This is a genomic window from Ralstonia psammae (assembly GCF_958405935.1).
GTDB classification, from domain to species: Bacteria; Pseudomonadota; Gammaproteobacteria; order Burkholderiales; family Burkholderiaceae; genus Ralstonia; species Ralstonia psammae.
Window position 1 is genome coordinate 233,612 of sequence record NZ_CATZBU010000004.1, and the last position, 17,939, is coordinate 251,550.

Below are 17,939 nucleotides of genomic sequence, written 5' to 3' on the forward strand. Positions count from 1 at the left end.
ATAGCGAGACACGAACATGACCGTCAGCTCAACCAGCAGCACCACCGGCACCTCGAGCACGACCTCCGGAAACCAGCTTGCCATCACCAGCGGCTCCGATCTGCAGAACACGTTCATGAAGCTGCTGGTTGCGCAGTTGCAGAACCAGGATCCGCTCAACCCGATGGACAACTCGCAGATGACCTCGCAGCTTGCGCAGATCAACACTGTGAACGGTATCCAGCAACTGAACACCACCATGTCGAGCATGGCGACGCAGAGCGCGGCCACGCAGGCTTCGTCGCTGATCGGCCGCACCGTGCAGGTGCCGTCGTCCAACCTGACACTGGCTTCCGGCACGGCCAACTTCGGCATCTCGGTACCCAACGGTGCCGACGACGTGGTCGTGACCATCAAGGATGCCAACGGCAACACCGTGCGTTCGGTCGATCTGGGCCAGATGGCTGCCGGCAGCGGCAACTACACCTGGAACGGCAAGAACGACAGCGGCACCACGGTGGCAGACGGCACGTACTCCATCTCGGTTTCCGCCACGCTCGGCGGCAAGACCACCACGGCCAACGCCACCGGCGCCGACAAGGTCACGGGCGTGACCATCACCAACGGAACGACGCAGCTGCAACTGGCCTCGGGCAATACGGCCAAGCTGTCGGACGTCACCACTATTCAGTAACGGGTCGAACCCGCTTTCTTTTCTACGGGAGAACATTATGGGATTCCAGCAAGGCCTGAGCGGTCTCGACGCTGCCGCTGCCAACCTCGACGTGATCGGCAGCAACGTGGCAAACGCCAACACTGTCGGCTACAAGAAGTCGACCGCCGAATTTGGCGACGTGTACGCACGCTCGCTGGTGGGTGCGTCCGACAACCAGATCGGCCAGGGCGTGAGCGTGACCAAGGTCTCGCAGTCGTTCACGCAGGGTAATGTGACCAACACCGGCAACCCGCTGGACATCGCGATCAACGGCACGGGTTTCTACCGTATGGTCGATGCGTCCAGCGGCCAGGTGTCGTACACGCGTAATGGTCAGTTCCAGACCGACAAGAACGGTTTCATCATCTCGGCCACCGGCCAGAACCTGACCGGCTACGGCGTGGATTCCACCGGCAAGGTCAACACCGCCGTGCTGACCAACCTGAAGATTCCCGTCAACGACCTGGCGCCGCTGGCTACCACCAACACCGCATTCGGCGTGAACCTGGATGCCGCGGCCACGGTGCCGACCACCACGCCGTTCTCGGCCACCAACTCGGCCACGTTCAACCACTCGGTTTCGGAGCAGGTGTACGACGGCACGGGCACGGCCCACATGCTGACCAACTACTACGTGCGCACCGCCTCGGGCTGGGATGTGTACTCGCAAGTGGACGGCAACAACCCGACCGGCGGCAACCCGGTCACGTCGCTCACGTTCAACAGCAGCGGCCAGCTCACCTCGTCGCCGAGCAAGATTGCCACGGCCTTCGCCGGCATGAGCATCGCCAGCATGGATTTCACGGGCACCACGCAGTACGGCGGCGGCTACAACGACACCGCCCCGGGCGTGACGCAAGACGGTTACGCCACCGGCCGCCTGGCCAGCTACGCGGTCGGTACCGATGGCACCGTCACCGCGCGCTACTCCAACGGCCGCACGGCGACGCTGGGCCAGATCGCCATGGCCAACTTCAAGGCACCGGAAGGTCTGCAGAACATCGGCGGCAACCAGTGGGTGGAAACGTCCAACTCGGGCGCTCCGAACCTGGGCACGCCGGGCATGGGGTCGTTCGGCCTGCTGCAGTCGTCGGCGGTGGAGCAGTCCAACGTGGACCTGTCTGCCGAACTGGTCAACATGATCATTGCGCAGCGCTCGTATCAGGCCAACGCGCAGACCATCAAGACGCAGGACACCATCCTGCAGACCCTGGTGACGATGTAATTGCCGTTGCCTGAAGCTGACTGACCGCACACCAAGGACACTCGCATGGACCGCTCGATCTACGTGTCGATGACTGGCGTAAAGCACCTGTTTGACCAACAGGCTGCCAGTGCCAACAACCTCGCCAACGCCAGCACCACCGGCTTCAAGGCGCAGATCGACGCGTTCCATACGGTGGGTGTGCAAGGCGATGGCTCCCCCACGCGCAGCTACGTGATGGCCTCGGCCATCGGTACGGACCTCGCGCCCGGCCCGATCGAGACCACGGGCCGCAGCCTGGACGTGGCCATCGACGGACAGGGCTTCTTTGCCGTGCAGACGCCGGATGGCGGCGAGGCTTACACCCGCGCCGGTACGTTCCAGCTCGGTGCCGACGGCACGATCCAGACGCTCTCCGGCCAGCCCGTGCTGGGTGACGGCGGCCCGATCACGCTGCCGCCCGACACCACGGTGCAGTTTGCCAAGGACGGCACGGTCAACGCGATCAGCGCCGACAGCCGGACGCCGCCCGTGTCGCTCGGCCGTCTGAAGCTGGTGAGTATCGACCCGTCGAACATCGACCGCGGCGCCGACGGCCTGTTCCGCCAGCGCGACGGCCAGGACGCCGACGTGGATGAAAAAGTACGTGTGACCGGCGGGGCGCTGGAAGGCAGCAACGTCAACCTGACCGACTCGCTGGTCAACATGATCGAAATTTCGCGCCAGCTCGAAATGCAGATGAAATCGCTGCACACGAGCGACACGAACGCCCAGTCGGCCAATGAACTGCTGCGCCACGCCTGAGCGGCCGGCGCAATGAATTGAATCAACCAAGGACTCGAACATGATTCGCTCCCTGTGGATTTCCAAGACCGGGATGGACGCCCAGCAATCGCAGCTGGATGTCATCTCGAACAACCTGGCGAACGTCAACACGACGGGCTTCAAGCGCTCGCGCGCCGTGTTCGAAGACTTGCTGTACCAGAACGTGCGCGAGCCGGGTGCGCAGTCGTCGCAACAGACCACGCTGCCTTCGGGCATGCAGATCGGTACCGGTACGCGCATCGTCGCCACCGAGCGTCTGCACACGCAGGGCAACCTGCAGCAGACCGGCAACTCGACCGACGTGGCCATCAACGGCAACGGCTTCTTCCAGGTGCAGATGCCTGACGGCACGCTGGCCTATACGCGTGACGGCAGCTTCCAGATCAACGCGCAGGGTCAGCTTGTGACCTCCAGCGGCTACCCGGTCCAGCCGGCCGTGACGGTGCCGCAAAACGCCACCAGCCTGACCATCGGCAAGGACGGCGTTGTGACGGTCACCACGCCCGGCACGGTCAACAACACGCAGGTGGGCACGTTCCAACTGGCCAACTTCATCAACCCGGCCGGCCTGCGCAGCATGGGCGAAAACCTGTACGCGGAAACCGAAGCGTCGGGCACCGCCAACCTCGCCAACCCCGGCTCGAATGGCGTGGGCGCGCTCAATCAAAACTACGTTGAAACGTCCAACGTGAACGTGGTGGAAGAAATGGTCAACATGATCCAGACGCAGCGCGCGTACGAGATCAACAGCAAGTCGGTCCAGACGTCGGACCAGATGCTGGAGAAGCTGTCACAGCTTTGAGCTGACAGCGCAGTTTTTGAGGATGTAGTGCGATGCATACCCCCCCGGTTTATTCGCTCCAGAATGGCAAGCACAGCGGCCGCGCCGTGTCTGCTGTTCGAGTCGTTCGATTGGCTGTGCTTGGCACGGCCGCCTTGCTCGCTACGGCGTGCGGCATGCTGCCGCCGCCGGCCCCGATCGTGCAGGGCCCGACAACCGCGCGCCCGCCGATGCCGGTGATGGCGCCGCGCCAGAACGGGGCGATCTACCAGGAAGTGGCATCGGGCAGCGGTGGTTTTCGCGGCATGTTTGAAGACCGCCGCGCCCACATGGTGGGCGACACCATCACCATCGTGATCACCGAGAACACGGCGGCCAGCAAGCAGACCTCCGGCAGCGTCAACCGCACGGGCAGCATGAGCGCTTCCGTGCCGACCTTTGCGGGCATGAACCCGGGCGTGCTGTCGTTGCTGGGCGTGTCGGCAAGCGACGCCAACAAGTTCGACAGCAAGGGCGCCAACGGTGCGCAGAACAACTTCACCGCCACGATTACCGTCACGGTGGTGGAAGTGCTGGGCAACGGCAACCTGGTGGTGAGCGGCGAGAAGCAGATGGCCGTGGGCCAGGGTACCGAGTCGATCAAGTTCTCGGGCGTGGTCAACCCCACGACCGTCAACAACCAGAACACCGTGCTGTCCACCCAGGTGGCGGATGCACGTATGGAATACCGCGGCACAGGTTATGTGGCCGAAGCCCAGCAGATGGGCTGGCTGTCGCGGTTCTTCCTGACCGTGTCACCGTTCTAAGGGATCTGCCATGACTATGCATCGAATCATCGGCGCGGCCCTGGTGGCACTGAGCGCAATGGCCGCGGTTGTTCCAACTACGGCTCGCGCAGACCGCATCAAGGATCTGACCACCGTTGCCGGCGTGCGCGACAACGCGCTGATCGGCTACGGCCTTGTCGTCGGCCTGGACGGCAGCGGCGACCAGACCACGCAAACCCCGTTCACGGTCCAGAGCTTCAACAACATGCTCACGCAGTTCGGCATCAATGTGCCGGCAGGCGCAAGCATCCAGCTCAAGAACACCGCCGCCGTGGTGGTGACGGCCACGTTGCCCGCTTTTGTGCGGCCGGGCCAGACCATCGACGTGACGGTGTCGTCCATCGGTAACGCCAAGAGCCTGCGCGGCGGCACGTTGCTGCTCACGCCGCTCAAGGGTGTGGACGGCCAGCTCTACGCATTGGCACAAGGCAACGTGGTGATTGGCGGCGCAGGCGCATCGGCCAATGGCAGCAAGGTGCAGATCAACCAGCTCGGCGCCGGCCGCATCGCCAATGGCGCCACGGTCGAGCGTGCTGTGCTGGCCACGGTGGGCGAAGCCGGCAGCATCCAGCTCGATACCGGCACGACAGACTTCGGCACCGTGCAGAACATCGTCACCGCCATCAACAAGCAGTTCGGCTCGGATACGGCGCAAGCCGCGGACGGCCGCACGATCAACGTGCGCGCGCCGGCCCTGGCGTCGGACCGCGTCGGCTTTCTGGCCAAGCTGCAGAACATTGACGTGACGCCGGCGCTGGCCGCGGCACGCGTGGTGGTCAACGCCCGCACGGGCTCGGTGGTCATGAACCAGCTCGTCAAGCTCGAGCCCTGCGCGGTGGCGCACGGCAGCCTGTCGGTCACCATCAGCACGGACCCGGTGGTGAGCCAGCCGGCGCCGTTCTCGCAAGGGCAGACGGTGGCCGCGGCGCGCTCGAACATCGAGGTCAAGCAGCAAGGCGGCAGCCTCATCAACGTGAAGGGCGGCACCAACCTGGCAGACGTGGTCAAGGCCATCAACGCGATCGGCGCCAACCCGCAAGATCTGATCTCGATCCTGCAGGCGATGAAGGCGGCCAATGCGCTGCGCGCCGATCTGGAAATCATCTGACGCTGGGGAAGGCCGCGATGAACCAAACAGACCTCACCAGCCGCCTGGCGCTCGATTCCAAGGGTTTCGAGTCGCTCAAGCAGACGGCGCGCACCGACCCGACCGGCGCGGCCAAGACCGTCGCCAAGCAGTTCGACGCGATCTTCGTGAACATGATGCTCAAGCAGATGCGCGATGCATCGCCGCAGAACGGGCCGCTCGATTCGTCGTCGAGCAAGATGTATACGTCGATGCTCGACCAGCAGCTTTCGCAGACCATGGCCTCGCGTGGCGTGGGCGTGGCAGATCAGCTTCTGAAGCAGATGCTGCGTCAGGCCAATCACGTGAACCCGGATGCGGGCGGCAAGGTGAATACCGCGCTGTCCAACACGACGGCCACCAATACCGCGCTGCCCGGTGCCGGCGGCGCCACGAGCGATGCCGCCAAGGCCATCGCCCGTTCGTCGCTCAACAGCATGGCCGCCGCAGTGGCGCCCGGCACGGAAGACGACGGCTCGGGCATCAGCACCGTGCCGCGCCCGGGCCTGGAAGAGCGCGTGCAGCGCGCACTGGCCGCCCTGCGCAAGCAGGCGGACGCGCAGGCGCAGACCCCGAGCGCGCCGGCCGAGGTGGACTTGTCCACGGTGGCATCGGAGCCGCGCGGCGAGCGCATGAGCAGCTTCTACAACAAGCTGATCGGCCACGCATCGCAGGCCGCGCAGGAAACCGGCATTCCGGCCAACTTCATGATCGGCCACGCCGCGCTGGAGTCCGGCTGGGGCCGCCGCGAGATCAAGGCCAAGGATGGTACGAATACGCACAACCTGTTCGGCATCAAGGCCGGCGGCGCGTGGACGGGCAAGACCGCAGTGGTGACCACCACCGAATACGTCGGAGGCGTCGCCCATAAGGTCCAGGAGAAATTCCGCGCCTACAGCTCATATGCCGAGGCTTTCAAGGACTACGCCAACCTGCTGGCCAACAATCCGCGCTACAGCAACGTGGTGGCAGCCGGCAACGGTAACGATGCGGCCTCGTTCGCCAAGGGCTTGCAGCGCGCGGGCTATGCCACCGATCCGAACTACGCCCACAAGATCATGGCGGTGCTCAAGCAGATCGCTTGAGTGATCTAGGAATCATATTTTTGCGGCAACGGCCGGCTCAAGTTTGTTCTTGTCCGGCCGATGTTGTTTCTAGAGCTTATTTCGGCGGCTTCATGCTGCCCGCACCGAGACAACTATGAGCAGCTCCCTTCTGAATATTGGCGCGTCCGGCCTGCGGGTTGCCGATATCAATCTGCAGGTGACCGGCAACAACATTGCCAACGCCAGCACGCCCGGCTATTCGCGCCAGGAAGCCGTGCAGACGGAAAACATTCCGCTGTACGCCGGTGTGGGCTATCTCGGTCAGGGCGCCAACGTCACAACCGTCAAGCGCATCTACGATCAGTTCCTGACTGCGCAGGTGCAAAGCGGCCAGGCCTCGACCAGCGCGGCCGACCAGCTCAACAGCCTGGTGTCGGGCCTGAGCAAGTACATGTCGGACAGCAACAGTGGCCTGACTTCGTCGCTCACCAGCTTCTTCAACGCCGCCGATGGCCTGGCCTCCAAGCCGTCGGATACCACCGCCCGCCAGGTTTTCCTGAACGCGGCCGCGGGCCTGCAAAGCCGCTTCAACTCGATTGCCGGGCAGCTCAGCTCGCTCAACAACCAGGTCAACACGCAGGTGCAGACGCAGATCAGCTCGGTCAACGGCACTGCGCAGCAGATCGCCTCGTTGAACGACCAGATTTCCAAGGCGGAAGCGTCGACCGGCCAGCCGGCCAATGACCTGCGTGACCAGCGCGACCAGCTTGTGCAGACGCTCAACCAGTCGATCAAGGCGAGCGTGGTGCAGACCGGCGACGGCCAGTTCAACATTTACGTGGGCAACGGCCAGGCGCTGGTGCAAGGCAACCAGAGCTACCAGTTGACGGCGGTGCCGTCGCAGTACGACCCGACGCAGCTGTCGGTGGGGTACAAGAGCCCGGGCGGTACGGTCAACATCGACGACAGCCAGCTCGGCGGCGGTGCGCTGGGCGGCCTGATGGACTTCCGCAACAACACGCTCATTCCGGCGCAGAACAGCCTGGGCCGCTTGGCCACGGCCGTGTCGGCCGACGTGAACGCGCAGAACAAGCTCGGCATGGACGCCAACGGCAAGATGGGCACGGACCTCTTCTCCGTGGCCAGCCCGAGCGTCGCGCCCAGCACGAACAACACCGGCAGCGGCGCGCTCACTGCCAGCATCACCAACGCCAATGCGGGGCAGGGCTACGACTATCAGGTCAAGTACCAGGGCGGCGCCTACACCGTTTCGCACTACCCGGACGGCTCCGCCTCGGTGACGGTGACGAGCTGGCCGACCACGATTGACGGTGTCACGCTCAACCTGTCGGGCACGATGAACAGCGGCGACTCCTTCCTGGTGCGCCCGACTGCCAACGCTGCCGCCACCATGCAGACGCTCACCACCGACTACCACAACGTGGCCGCAGCCTCGCCCGTGGTGCTCAACCAGGGCAGCAACAATACGGGCAGCGCCACGGTGTCGTCGTTGGGCGTGGACAGCACGTATGCCGGTTCGCCGCTCGCTTCGCCTGTCAACCTGACGTACAACTCGGCCGTCGGCGGCTCGCTGTCGGGGTTCCCGGGCAGCGTGACGGTCACGGTGGGCGGCACGTCCACCACGTACACGGGCGGCACGGCGCCGTACACCCAGGGCGCGACGTACGCGTTCAATGGCGTGCAGATGACGCTGTCGGGCTCGCCCGGCAACGGTGACACGTTCGCCATTTCGGCCAACACCGCCAACAGCACGGACAACGGCAACGCCAGCGCCCTGGCCAAGCTGCGCAACAGCAACCTGCTGGACGGCGGTACGACCTCGATCGGTACGGCGTGGAACAACCTCGTCACCCAGGTGGGTGTGCAGGCCAACCGCGCCAGCACCAACCTGACCTCGCAGAAGGCGCTGCTGGCCAGCTCCACGCAACAGCAGCAGTCGGTTTCGGGGGTGAGCCTCGATGACGAGGCGATGAACCTGATGAAGTATCAGCAGGCCTACCAGGCCTCCGCCAAGGTGATGCAGACGGCCAATTCGCTGTTCGACAGCCTGCTGTCGATTGCCGGCGGCTGATCGGGCAACTGAAGAAACCGCCCCGCCTGCCGATAACGTCCTCAAGCCCTACCGTCCGGACCGATCATGCGAGTCAGTACCGCCCAATTCTTTGCAGCGTCTTCCGCTTCGATGCAGAACACGCAATCGAACCTGCTCACGCTGCAGCAGCAGATTGCGAGCGGCATCGCGCTCAACAGCGCGGGCGACAACCCCAGCGCGTTTGGCCAGATGGCGCAACTGCAGCAAACGCAGGACGCCAACGACCAATACCAGTCCAACCGCGACGCCACAGACGCGCGCCTGACCAGTGTGTCTTCTGCGCTGACCAACCTGGTGACCACGCTGCAGCAGGGCAAGCAGACATTGGTGGGGGCCAACACCTCGTTGATGACGGATTCGCAGCGCATTGGCGTGCTGGCGCAGGTCAAACAGCAGTATCAGCAGTTGCTGTCGACGGCCAACCAGCGCGATGCCTCGGGCGTGGCCCTGTTTGGCGGCGCCAACGGCACGACCGATCCGTTCACCAACACCAGTGGTTCCGTGCAGTACGTCGGTAGCGGCCAGCCGCCCACGGTGCAGGTGTCACAGAACATTTCGATGCCGAATTCGGTGTCGGGCGATTCGGTGTTCGTGCGCATCCCCAACTCGGATACGTCCAACCCGAACACCAACCAGAGCATCTTCAAGACGTACGAGAACCTGATCACGGCCCTGTCGACCCCGATCAACGCGGCCACCCAGGGCACTGACGTTGCGAACCTGCAAAAGGCCGTGCAGACGGCGCAGGGCAATCTGGACAACGCTTATCAGGTCGCCCTGCAAGCGCAGGTGACGGTGGGCACGCAGCAAGCGCAGATCACCACGCTCAACAGCAGCGGATCGAACTACGGCGAGCAGTTGAAAGAGCAGATCTCGAAGCTGCAGTCGGTGGACTACACCACCGCCATCTCGCAGTTTTCTCAGCAGCAGGTGTCGTTGCAGGCCGCGCAGAAGACGTTCACGGCCATGCAGGGCATGTCGCTGTTCCAGTACATCAATCCTTGATCAGTCGCGGGTAGGCGGTCGGAGGGCGCGGCGTATCATGTCGGCTCACCTACCGTCAGGACTGGTCATGCCCATCCAGTATCTTCGCCGCCTGACCAGCCCCGAACGCTCAGAAGATGCCAATCGGCGCCTCGGTCAGTCGTTGGCCTTCGTGGCAGGCGCCACCAACGCAGGCGGATTTCTCGCCGTCAAGCAATACACCTCGCACATGTCCGGCATCGTCTCGGCGATGGCCGACTCGCTCGTGCTGGGCGATATCGTCCTCGTGCTCGCCGGCTTCGCCTCGCTGCTGGCATTCCTTTGTGGTGCCGCCTGCACGGCGGTGCTCGTCAACTGGGGCCGCCGCCGCAGCACGCAGAGCGAATTCGCGTTGCCGCTCATGCTCGAAGCCGCGCTGCTGTTGCTGTTCGGCCTGATGGGCACATCGCTGGGGCAATACCGGGTCGTGTTCGTGCCGGCCACCGTGGCACTGCTGTGTTTCCTGATGGGGCTGCAGAACGCCATCATCACCAAAATTTCGAAAGCCGAGATCCGTACCACGCACGTGACTGGCCTGGCCACCGATATCGGCATCGAAGTCGGCAAGGCGCTGTACTGGAACCATGGGCACCGCAACCTGCCGGCCGTCGTGGCCAACCGGCCCAAGCTGCGGCTGCTGGCGTCCCTGCTGGGGATGTTCTTCGTGGGCGGCGTGGCGGGTGCGTTGGGCTTCAAGTATCTGGGTTATGCCGCCACGATTCCGCTGGCGTCCATCCTGATGCTGCTGGCCGTTGTGCCGGTGGTGGATGATTTGTTGGCGCGCAGGCGGTAAGCGGGCGCCGCCCAGCGCAGCAGCAGGCCGATCGCAATGGCGCAGCCCAGCAGGATCAGCACGACGTGCACGCGCAGCGCGAAGCGGCTCGCGAGCCGGCGGGCCAGGTGACGCTTGAGCGTGGGCTCCGCGCCCAGTGCGGCAGCCTTGCGGCCCATCACACCATGCCTCCATTCACGCCGATCACCTGCCGGGTAACGTATGACGCCGCGTCTGACATCAGGAAGCCGACCACCGCAGCCACCTCCGCAGGCTGGCCCACGCGCTGCATCGGTACGGCTTGCAGGGCCTGATCCACGTGTTCCATGTGGGCCAGCATGTCGGTCTCGATCAGGCCCGGCGCTACACAGTTGACAGTGATCTTGCGCGAGGCCAGTTCGACGGCCAGCGCCTTGGTTGCGCCGATCAGCCCGGCCTTGGCGGCGCTGTAGTTCACCTGCCCGCGATTGCCCATCACCCCCGAGACGGACGCGATGGTGACGATGCGCCCGCCCTTGCGTGCACGCACCATCGGCATGGTGAGCGGGTGGACGACGTTGTAGAAACCATCCAGGCCGGTCTCGAGAACGATGTCCCAGTCTTCGTCGGTCAGGGCAGGGAAGGCAGCGTCGCGCGTGACGCCTGCACAGAGGACGATGCCGTAGTAGGCGCCGTGGGCGTCAACGTCAGCGTCGAGCTGGGTGCGGCACGCGGCGCGGTCGCGCACGTCAAACTGCAGCACGCGGGCGCTGCCGTTTTTTGCTTGGATGTCGGAGACGATGGCTTCGGCCTCGGCACGGCCGCTACGGCAATGCACGGACACCTCAAACCCGTCGGACGCCAGTTGGTAGGCGATGGCGCGGCCAATGCCGCGGCTGGCGCCCGTCACAAGAACACGGCGGCTCATGTGGTGAGACTCCCTTGAAGATCGGTCGGCTGAATACCGCGATCATCGCACGGGCGGCGGGCTTGATCGCAAGCGCGGCGCGGGATGCCTAGCGAGCCAGCGTGCCGAACTGACCGAACGCCCGCCCACCCAGGTCCAGCGCATCCATCACGGACCGCTCCACCACTGGCGCCAGCGACGTCATCATCACCATGACCAGCATCAGCCCCACCACGAGCGTGGCGGCGATACCCACCGCAAACGGGTTGAGCGCCTGTGCCGTGCGCGAGAGCACGGCAAAGCCGAGGTTGACGATCATCATGATCGCGATGATGGGCAGGGCGATGCGCAGGGCAAGCGCAAAGACGATCGTGCCGCCGCCGGCCAGCGTCTGCCAGCCCGGATTGGCCAGCGGCGCCGCCGAGACGGGCAGGGCGGTAAAGCTGTCGAACAGGGCGTGCAGCAGCACGAGATGCCCGTCGCCCGCAATGAACGCGGTGACGGCCGTGAGGCTGAGGAAGCGGCCGAGCAGCATGCTGCTCTCAGTTTGCGTCGGGTCGAGCAGCGAGGCGAAGCCCAGGCCTATCTGCACCGACATCACTTCGCCGGCACCGCTGATGGCCGAGAACACAAGCTGCACGCAAAAGCCCAGCGCCAGCCCGATCGCGACCTGCACCAGCGTGATCCACAGCCCTTCGTACGAGCCCACCGACACGCCTGCGGGCACCGGCAGCATGGGCGCCAGCGCCACCGTGATGACCACGCCAAATGCCACCTTGATCGACGTCGGGATCTCGGTATTGGCAAACGGGGGCGCAATGGCGATGAACGCCAGCACGCGCACCAGCGGCCACCAGTACATGGCGATCCAGCCGTTGAGCTGCGTGGCGGTGAATTGGATCATCGTTGATTTGGCGGCGACGTCAGCGTGGTTACGTCAATTCACGTAGTTGGGGATATTGGTCAGCACGCCGCGCGTGTAGTCGACGATCACGGCGACGATCCACGGGCCGGCCAGCACCATCGTGGCAGCAACGGCCAGCAGCTTGGGGATGAACGACAGCGTCTGCTCGTTGAGCTGCGTGGCGGCCTGGAACACCGCCACCAGCAGGCCGACGACGAGCGACACCAGCAACATCGGCGCGCCCACCATCATGGCAACCTGCATGGCCTGGCGGGCCATATCCAGAACGTACTCGGGTGTCATGTCGGGCTCCTATCGGCGCTTATTGCACAAAGCTCTGGGCCAGCGAGCCCAGTAGCAGGTGCCAGCCATCCACCAGCACGAACAGCATGATCTTGAACGGCAGCGAGAAGATCGACGGCGTGACCATCATCATCCCCATCGACATCAGCACCGCTGCCACCACGATGTCGATCACCAGGAATGGGATGAAGATGGCAAACCCGATCTGGAACGCGCTTTTCAGCTCGCTCGTGACGAAGGCGGGGATGAGCGCGCGCATGGGCGTTTGCTCGGGCGCGGCGATGGCCGGCATGTTGCCCATCTTGACGAACAGGGCGAGGTCAGGTTCGCGCGTCTGCTTGAGCATGAATTGACGCAGCGGCGTCGCGGCCGTGTCCATGGCCTGTTCCACGGTGATCTTGTTGTCGCGCAACGGCACGTAGGCGTCGGTGTACACCTTGTCGAGTACCGGTGACATGACGAAGAACGTGAGGAACAGCGCCAGCCCGATCAGCACCTGGTTGGGCGGCGTCGTTTGCGTGCCCAGCGCATGGCGCAACAACGACAGCACGATGATGATGCGCGTAAAGCTGCTCATCATCAGGATGATGGCCGGCAGAAACCCGAGCGAAGTCAGGAAGACCAGCGTCTGGACGGGCAGTGAATAGCTTTGGCCGCCGGCGGTGCCCGTGAGCAGCGGCAGGCCGGGTTGCGCCTGTGCGAACACGGCGGGTGCAGCGCTCAGCAGTGCCAGTGCAATCAGGCCACGGAAGAGGGCGCGCACGTTCATTCCGACTTCCCCGTCAGGTGACGCTTGAGCTGGACGGATAGCGCGTCGGCAAAGCGGGGCGGCTTGCTGGGGCCTGAGGTGCCATCGCCGGACGTGTCATCCGGCGTGGAGGCGGCTTCTGCGGGGCGCGGCAGCGTGTGGAGCGTCTGCACGTGCTGCTGAGTGACGCCCAGCACGAGCCACGTGCCTTCCACATCGACGACGACGACCTTCTCGCGGGCGCCCAGCATCTGCTGCGCGACCACGGTGATCACCTGGCTGCGGCGACCGCCGGGGCCCATGCCCGCGCGCTGTTGCAGACGGCGCAGCAACCAGCCGGCCGCCACGATCATCGCCAACACTACAAACAGCCCGCCAAAGGTGCGGGCCCAATCGACTGCATGGTTCATTTCAACACCTTGCCCGGGGGGAGCACTGGTTGCTGTCAGGGTGCCGATTGACGGCGCAATTGTGTGGTGTGGCTTAACGGTTCAACTTACGGATGCGTTCCGACGGCGTGATGATGTCGGTCAGGCGGATACCGAACTTCTCATTGACCACCACCACTTCACCTTGGGCGATCAGGTAGCCGTTGACAAGTACATCCATCGGCTCGCCGGCCAGCGCATCGAGTTCCACCACCGAACCCTGCGCAAGCTGCAGCAGGTTCTTGATGGGCACCTTGGTGCGACCCAGCTCCACCGTCAACTGCACGGGGATGTCCAGGATCATGTCGATGTCGTTGCGCTGGGTGCCACCCAGGCCGTCGGCCGTCAGGGGTTTGAACACCGGGCTGGACTCGGCGGCGGGCGCGGCGGCCGGCGGGTTGGCCGCAGCACGCTGCGCGGCTTCCAGGGCCATGGCCTCTTCCATCGTCATCTCGACATCGATGTCGTCGGCGTTGGTTTCGGGGTTCATGGTCGGTTCAGTTGTCATCGTCAGACTCCGTGGCAGACTCGCTGCCGCTCATATTCAGCATGCGGTTGACCCGCAGCGCGTATTGGCCGTTGAACGTGCCGTAGTTGCATTCCATGACGGGCACGCCGTCGACCTTGGCGGTCACGCAGTCATCCAGCTCCAGCGGAATGACGTCGCCCACCTTCATGTTCAGGATGTCGGACACCTGCACCTTGGCCGTGGCGAGGTCGGCAATCAGCTCCACCTCGGCGGTCTGCACCTGTTGCGAGAGCAGGCGCAGCCAGCGCTTGTCCACTTCCAGCGCTTCGCCCTGGATGGCGGAGGTGAGCCGGTCGCGGATGGGCTCGATCATGGTGTAGGGCATGCAGATGTGCACGTCGCCGCCGTTGCTGCCCAGCTCGATGCTGAAGCTGGTGGTGATCACCACTTCATTGGGCGTGGCCACGTTGGCGAACTCGGTGTGCATTTCCATGCGCAGGAATTCGAAGTCGATCGGGTAGACCGGCTGCCAGGCCTTGGCGTAGTGCTCGAACACGAGGTGCAGCATGCGCTGGATGATGCGCTGCTCCACGTCCGTAAAGTCGCGGCCTTCCACACGCATGTGGAAACGCCCGTCGCCGCCGAACAGGTTGTCGACCACCAGAAAGATCAGGTTGGGGTCGAACACGAACAGCGCCGTGCCACGCAGCGGCTTGACGTGCACAAGGTTGAGCGAGGTCGGCACCACCAGGTTGCGGATGAACTCGCTGTACTTCTGCACCTTCACCGGCCCGACGGAGATCTCCGCGTTGCGCCGCATGAAGTTGAACAGGCCGATGCGCCAGTTGCGCGCGAACCGCTCGTTGATGATTTCCAGCGTGGGCATGCGCCCACGGACGATGCGCTCTTGCGAGCCCAGGTTGTACGAGCGTATGCCCGAGGGGTCGGCGGCTTCGACGGGGTCGTCGTCCGCGTCATCGGACACGCCCTTGAGGAGCGCGTCGATCTCCTCCTGGGAAAGAAACTCTTCCTTGAGCATGTCACTGGATCACAAAGTTGGTGAACAAGACATCTGCCACCGGCGATTCCTTGCCGACAGCCTTGAAGACGTGTTCGCACAGTTCAACGATTTCCTTGGCCAGCTTGACCTTGCCTTCCGCCGGGTACAGCTCGGTGGGCGTCTTGCTGGCCAGCAGCATCAGGACCTTGCTGCGCAACTCAGGCGTATAGGTCTTGATCTCTTCTTCGGCGTGCTTGTCGAAGCTCTTGAACGTGATGCCGATCTGCAGGTAACGGTCGTTGCCCTCTTCGGGCTGCAGATTGACGGTCAGGGTTTCCATCGGCACGAACACCGGCTCTTTGGGCTTGGGCGGTGCAGCGGTGGCGGATGCGGCGTGATTGCCGCCTCCGAGGAAGAACCAGGCAGCGGCGCCGCCCATGCCGATGAGCACGAGCACGATCAGGAGGATCAGCAGCAGCTTGGTGGAGCCGCCCTTTGCTGGGGCGGGGGCGGTAGTGGCGGCAGCGGCTTCGGCCATGGGGATCACTCGGGGACAAAGGGGGGGGTGGGCTTTCCCGGCTCGCGTCGCGCGAAACAACGTAAAACAGCGCAGGGCACAGAGTCGGGTTCTCGGATGGCATTCTTCCCCATCTCTGTCCAGCGCATTCCAGCAAGAAACGCGGTCAATCCCGCTTATCTCGGGCGTTTGCGCTGCGCAGGGCGGGGCGGTATATAGGTGTTAAGTGCTTCTTGGTGCACTTATATGTGCTGGCTACGTTGCCTCGTGCGCCTTCCCCGTCGCTTGGCTCGCTGGTCCCGCCACAAAAGTGACGTGGGTCCGAAAGATTTGCCCGCGCCTGCCGTTGTAATGAAGGAAGGCGCCGGCGCGTTCCGGCCCTGCATACCTGCGTTGCCTTGCCGGAAGCCGCCTTGAATTCTTTGCCCTTTCCCACCCGTGTTGACCTTGCGCTAGTCGATGCCGACGGTTTGCCGGCCGACTGTCCTGCGCGCGGCGAGCCGCCGGGCTTCTGCCCGAAGCTGGATCTGCTGTCGATGGTCAACGCGCTGACAGAGGGCATCCTCGTGTGCGGGGCAGATCGCCGCGTCACCTACGCCAATCCGAGCGCCGCGCGGCTGCTGGGTTTGCCGGTGGACGCGCTGGTGGGGCGCCTGCTGCCCACGGTGGTGAACGCCGCCGTCGATGAGTTCGATGCGTCCATCCACGAGGCCGACTGGCCCGATCAGGATGTGATCGCCGAAGGCCAGCCGCAGTTGAACCAGATTTTCGGGATGCACTGTGTGGATGGCCGCACGGTGTGGGTTTCCAGCAACTGGACGCCGCTGTATGCCGATGGCGGCCATTCGATGACGGCTTCGCCGCGGGCGTCGGAAGCCGGTGCGACGCCGTATTCGGTGCTGGTGTCGCTGGTCGACATCACGCAGATCCGCGAAGCGCAGCAGCGCATCCGGCATCTGGCCACGCACGACACGCTTACCGGTCTACTGAACCGCTCCGCGCTGGAAGACCGCCTGGAGCATGCGCTGGCAATCGCGCGCCGCAACCGCTCGCGCGTCTCGGTCATGTTCCTCGACCTAGATCGTTTCAAGAACGTCAACGACACGCTGGGCCACCAGTTTGGCGACATGCTCCTGCGCGAAGTGGCCACCCGCCTGCAGGCCTGTGCGCGCGAAGCCGACACCGTGGCACGCCTGGGCGGCGATGAATTTGTCGTCATGCTCGAAGCGCTCGATGGCCTGGGCACGCGGCGCGTGGCCGAGCGCATTCTCTCGGCCATCAGCGCGCCGTTCTATATCGAAGGGCAGGAACTGTACCTGGGGGTGTCGATCGGCATTGCCGTGGCGCCGCACGACGGCGACGACCCGAACACGCTGCTGCGCAAGGCCGACGCCGCCATGTACCTGGCAAAGGAGCGGGGCCGCAACAACTTCCAGACCTTCACGAGCGACCTGGATGACCGCGTCTCGCGCCGCTTCCGCATTGAAGCGGGCCTGCGCCGCGCGAGCGACCGCAACGAGTTCTACGCCGACTACCAGCCACGCGTGGACGTCAGGAGCGGCCGCATCGTCAGCGTGGAAGCACTCATCCGCTGGAACTCGGCCGATTTCGGCCACATGATGCCTGGCCAGTTCATTCAGGACGCCGAAGAAACCGGCCTGATCGTCGAGATCGACCGCTGGATTCTGCGCGCCGCCTGCGACCAGCTTGCACGCTGGCGCCGCATCGGGTTGCCGGACTTGCGCATGTCGATCAACCTCTCGGGCCAGGCATTCAGCTCGGGGCAGTTGAGCGGGATGGTGCGTGGCGCGCTATCGACCAGTGGCTTGCCCGGCAACGCGGTAGAACTGGAGATGACCGAAGGCATTCTGATTCGCGACGACCCGTCCTTGCATGCGCTGCTGACCGAGCTGCGCGCGATGGGCGTGTCACTGGCGTTGGACGACTTCGGTACCGGATATTCGTCGCTGTCGTATCTGCACCGGTTCCCGATCGATACGTTGAAGATCGACCGCTCGTTCGTGCAAGACCTGCCGCATGTGGCGGAGCGCGCGGCCATCACGCGGGCCATCATCATGATGGCGCAGGCCATGGGCATGAAGACCGTGGCCGAAGGCGTGGAGACCACCGGCCAGCTTGAATTCCTGCGCGAAGTCGGCTGCGACGAGTTCCAGGGCTATCTGCTTACGCGGCCGCTGGAGCCGGCAGCGGTGCAGGACCTCGTGCGCGAGAACGCGCGCCGTTACGGCGAGCGCATTCCGCGGTTCTTATAG

At 64.3% G+C, this 17,939-nt stretch carries 20 protein-coding genes; 11 read left to right on the plus strand and 9 right to left on the minus strand.

Annotated features, from left to right (window positions below; translation table 11 throughout):
* The first annotated feature begins 16 nt into the window (after positions 1-16).
* The 10 genes from R2N16_RS10610 to R2N16_RS10655 all read left to right on the plus strand — a co-directional run bounded on the left by R2N16_RS10610 (position 17) and on the right by R2N16_RS10655 (position 10,432).
* Complete coding sequence (locus R2N16_RS10610; protein WP_316665638.1) at positions 17-673, plus strand: flagellar hook assembly protein FlgD; 657 nt, start codon at positions 17-19, stop codon at positions 671-673.
* A gap of 37 nt (positions 674-710) precedes the next feature.
* Positions 711-1,919: a flagellar hook protein FlgE gene (gene flgE / locus R2N16_RS10615; protein WP_316665639.1), complete on the plus strand. Its 1,209-nt coding sequence runs from the start codon at positions 711-713 to the stop codon at positions 1,917-1,919.
* A gap of 45 nt (positions 1,920-1,964) precedes the next feature.
* Positions 1,965-2,702: a flagellar basal-body rod protein FlgF gene (gene flgF, locus R2N16_RS10620; protein WP_316665640.1), complete on the plus strand. Its 738-nt coding sequence runs from the start codon at positions 1,965-1,967 to the stop codon at positions 2,700-2,702.
* 40 nt (positions 2,703-2,742) lie between these two features.
* Positions 2,743-3,525, plus strand: a complete 783-nt coding sequence (flgG, locus tag R2N16_RS10625) for a flagellar basal-body rod protein FlgG (protein ID WP_009240010.1) — start codon at positions 2,743-2,745, stop codon at positions 3,523-3,525.
* Positions 3,526-3,557: 32 nt separating this feature from the next.
* Positions 3,558-4,310, plus strand: a complete 753-nt coding sequence (locus R2N16_RS10630; RefSeq protein WP_092971054.1) for a flagellar basal body L-ring protein FlgH — start codon at positions 3,558-3,560, stop codon at positions 4,308-4,310.
* A 10-nt stretch (positions 4,311-4,320) separates the two neighbouring features.
* On the plus strand, positions 4,321-5,439 hold the full coding sequence (locus R2N16_RS10635; protein ID WP_316665641.1) for a flagellar basal body P-ring protein FlgI: 1,119 nt from the start codon (positions 4,321-4,323) through the stop codon (positions 5,437-5,439).
* A gap of 17 nt (positions 5,440-5,456) precedes the next feature.
* Complete coding sequence (gene flgJ, locus R2N16_RS10640) at positions 5,457-6,542, plus strand: flagellar assembly peptidoglycan hydrolase FlgJ (protein ID WP_316665642.1); 1,086 nt, start codon at positions 5,457-5,459, stop codon at positions 6,540-6,542.
* 115 nt (positions 6,543-6,657) lie between these two features.
* A complete protein-coding gene (flgK, locus tag R2N16_RS10645) occupies positions 6,658-8,595 on the plus strand; it encodes a flagellar hook-associated protein FlgK (RefSeq protein WP_316665643.1) in 1,938 nt (645 codons plus the stop codon).
* A 66-nt stretch (positions 8,596-8,661) separates the two neighbouring features.
* On the plus strand, positions 8,662-9,621 hold the full coding sequence (flgL, locus tag R2N16_RS10650; RefSeq protein WP_316665644.1) for a flagellar hook-associated protein FlgL: 960 nt from the start codon (positions 8,662-8,664) through the stop codon (positions 9,619-9,621).
* A gap of 67 nt (positions 9,622-9,688) precedes the next feature.
* Positions 9,689-10,432: a YoaK family protein gene (locus R2N16_RS10655; RefSeq protein WP_316665645.1), complete on the plus strand. Its 744-nt coding sequence runs from the start codon at positions 9,689-9,691 to the stop codon at positions 10,430-10,432.
* Here the strand turns inward: R2N16_RS10655 and R2N16_RS10660 are convergent.
* The 9 genes from R2N16_RS10660 to fliL all read right to left on the minus strand — a co-directional run bounded on the left by R2N16_RS10660 (position 10,345) and on the right by fliL (position 15,687).
* Positions 10,345-10,590, minus strand: coding sequence for a hypothetical protein (locus R2N16_RS10660; protein WP_316665646.1), 246 nt, complete (start codon positions 10,588-10,590; stop codon positions 10,345-10,347). The genes R2N16_RS10655 and R2N16_RS10660 overlap by 88 nt on opposite strands.
* Complete coding sequence (locus R2N16_RS10665; protein WP_316665647.1) at positions 10,590-11,318, minus strand: 3-ketoacyl-ACP reductase FabG2; 729 nt, start codon at positions 11,316-11,318, stop codon at positions 10,590-10,592. The genes R2N16_RS10660 and R2N16_RS10665 overlap by 1 nt, the downstream gene beginning before the upstream one ends.
* An 88-nt stretch (positions 11,319-11,406) precedes the next feature.
* Positions 11,407-12,201, minus strand: a complete 795-nt coding sequence (gene fliR / locus R2N16_RS10670; RefSeq protein ID WP_316665648.1) for a flagellar biosynthetic protein FliR — start codon at positions 12,199-12,201, stop codon at positions 11,407-11,409.
* A 33-nt stretch (positions 12,202-12,234) separates the two neighbouring features.
* On the minus strand, positions 12,235-12,504 hold the full coding sequence (gene fliQ / locus R2N16_RS10675) for a flagellar biosynthesis protein FliQ (protein ID WP_004631435.1): 270 nt from the start codon (positions 12,502-12,504) through the stop codon (positions 12,235-12,237).
* A gap of 19 nt (positions 12,505-12,523) precedes the next feature.
* Positions 12,524-13,273: a flagellar type III secretion system pore protein FliP gene (gene fliP, locus R2N16_RS10680; protein WP_316665649.1), complete on the minus strand. Its 750-nt coding sequence runs from the start codon at positions 13,271-13,273 to the stop codon at positions 12,524-12,526.
* A complete protein-coding gene (gene fliO / locus R2N16_RS10685) occupies positions 13,270-13,662 on the minus strand; it encodes a flagellar biosynthetic protein FliO (RefSeq protein ID WP_316665650.1) in 393 nt (130 codons plus the stop codon). The genes fliP and fliO overlap by 4 nt, the downstream gene beginning before the upstream one ends.
* Before the next feature lie 73 nt (positions 13,663-13,735).
* The gene (fliN, locus tag R2N16_RS10690) at positions 13,736-14,188 is read right to left on the minus strand and encodes a flagellar motor switch protein FliN (RefSeq protein ID WP_316665651.1); all 453 of its coding nucleotides are present in this window, start codon (positions 14,186-14,188) and stop codon (positions 13,736-13,738) included.
* Entirely contained in the window at positions 14,178-15,188 is a 1,011-nt protein-coding gene (fliM, locus tag R2N16_RS10695; RefSeq protein WP_009240000.1) for a flagellar motor switch protein FliM, read from the minus strand. Before fliM ends, fliN begins: the two co-directional genes overlap by 11 nt.
* Before the next feature lies 1 nt (position 15,189).
* Positions 15,190-15,687: a flagellar basal body-associated protein FliL gene (fliL, locus tag R2N16_RS10700; protein ID WP_316665652.1), complete on the minus strand. Its 498-nt coding sequence runs from the start codon at positions 15,685-15,687 to the stop codon at positions 15,190-15,192.
* Between the two features lie 515 nt (positions 15,688-16,202).
* Between fliL and R2N16_RS10705 the strand changes: the two genes are divergently transcribed.
* Positions 16,203-17,939 carry a sensor domain-containing protein gene (locus tag R2N16_RS10705; protein WP_316665929.1) on the plus strand — a complete coding sequence of 579 codons (1,737 nt, stop codon included), beginning with the start codon at positions 16,203-16,205 and terminating at the stop codon, positions 17,937-17,939.

Excerpts from the sequence above, each read along its gene's own strand:
- R2N16_RS10610 (WP_316665638.1), top strand. The coding sequence starts at position 17 with ATGACCGTCAGCTCAACCAGCAGCACCACCGGCACCTCGAGCACGACC.
- flgE (WP_316665639.1), top strand. The coding sequence starts at position 711 with ATGGGATTCCAGCAAGGCCTGAGCGGTCTCGACGCTGCCGCTGCCAAC.
- flgF (WP_316665640.1), top strand. The coding sequence starts at position 1,965 with ATGGACCGCTCGATCTACGTGTCGATGACTGGCGTAAAGCACCTGTTT.
- flgG (WP_009240010.1), top strand. The coding sequence starts at position 2,743 with ATGATTCGCTCCCTGTGGATTTCCAAGACCGGGATGGACGCCCAGCAA.
- R2N16_RS10630 (WP_092971054.1), top strand. The coding sequence starts at position 3,558 with ATGCATACCCCCCCGGTTTATTCGCTCCAGAATGGCAAGCACAGCGGC.
- R2N16_RS10635 (WP_316665641.1), top strand. The coding sequence starts at position 4,321 with ATGACTATGCATCGAATCATCGGCGCGGCCCTGGTGGCACTGAGCGCA.
- flgJ (WP_316665642.1), top strand. The coding sequence starts at position 5,457 with ATGAACCAAACAGACCTCACCAGCCGCCTGGCGCTCGATTCCAAGGGT.
- flgK (WP_316665643.1), top strand. The coding sequence starts at position 6,658 with ATGAGCAGCTCCCTTCTGAATATTGGCGCGTCCGGCCTGCGGGTTGCC.
- flgL (WP_316665644.1), top strand. The coding sequence starts at position 8,662 with ATGCGAGTCAGTACCGCCCAATTCTTTGCAGCGTCTTCCGCTTCGATG.
- R2N16_RS10655 (WP_316665645.1), top strand. The coding sequence starts at position 9,689 with ATGCCCATCCAGTATCTTCGCCGCCTGACCAGCCCCGAACGCTCAGAA.
- R2N16_RS10660 (WP_316665646.1), bottom strand. The coding sequence starts at position 10,590 with ATGGGCCGCAAGGCTGCCGCACTGGGCGCGGAGCCCACGCTCAAGCGT.
- R2N16_RS10665 (WP_316665647.1), bottom strand. The coding sequence starts at position 11,318 with ATGAGCCGCCGTGTTCTTGTGACGGGCGCCAGCCGCGGCATTGGCCGC.
- fliR (WP_316665648.1), bottom strand. The coding sequence starts at position 12,201 with ATGATCCAATTCACCGCCACGCAGCTCAACGGCTGGATCGCCATGTAC.
- fliQ (WP_004631435.1), bottom strand. The coding sequence starts at position 12,504 with ATGACACCCGAGTACGTTCTGGATATGGCCCGCCAGGCCATGCAGGTT.
- fliP (WP_316665649.1), bottom strand. The coding sequence starts at position 13,273 with ATGAACGTGCGCGCCCTCTTCCGTGGCCTGATTGCACTGGCACTGCTG.
- fliO (WP_316665650.1), bottom strand. The coding sequence starts at position 13,662 with ATGAACCATGCAGTCGATTGGGCCCGCACCTTTGGCGGGCTGTTTGTA.
- fliN (WP_316665651.1), bottom strand. The coding sequence starts at position 14,188 with ATGACAACTGAACCGACCATGAACCCCGAAACCAACGCCGACGACATC.
- fliM (WP_009240000.1), bottom strand. The coding sequence starts at position 15,188 with ATGCTCAAGGAAGAGTTTCTTTCCCAGGAGGAGATCGACGCGCTCCTC.
- fliL (WP_316665652.1), bottom strand. The coding sequence starts at position 15,687 with ATGGCCGAAGCCGCTGCCGCCACTACCGCCCCCGCCCCAGCAAAGGGC.
- R2N16_RS10705 (WP_316665929.1), top strand. The coding sequence starts at position 16,203 with ATGGTCAACGCGCTGACAGAGGGCATCCTCGTGTGCGGGGCAGATCGC.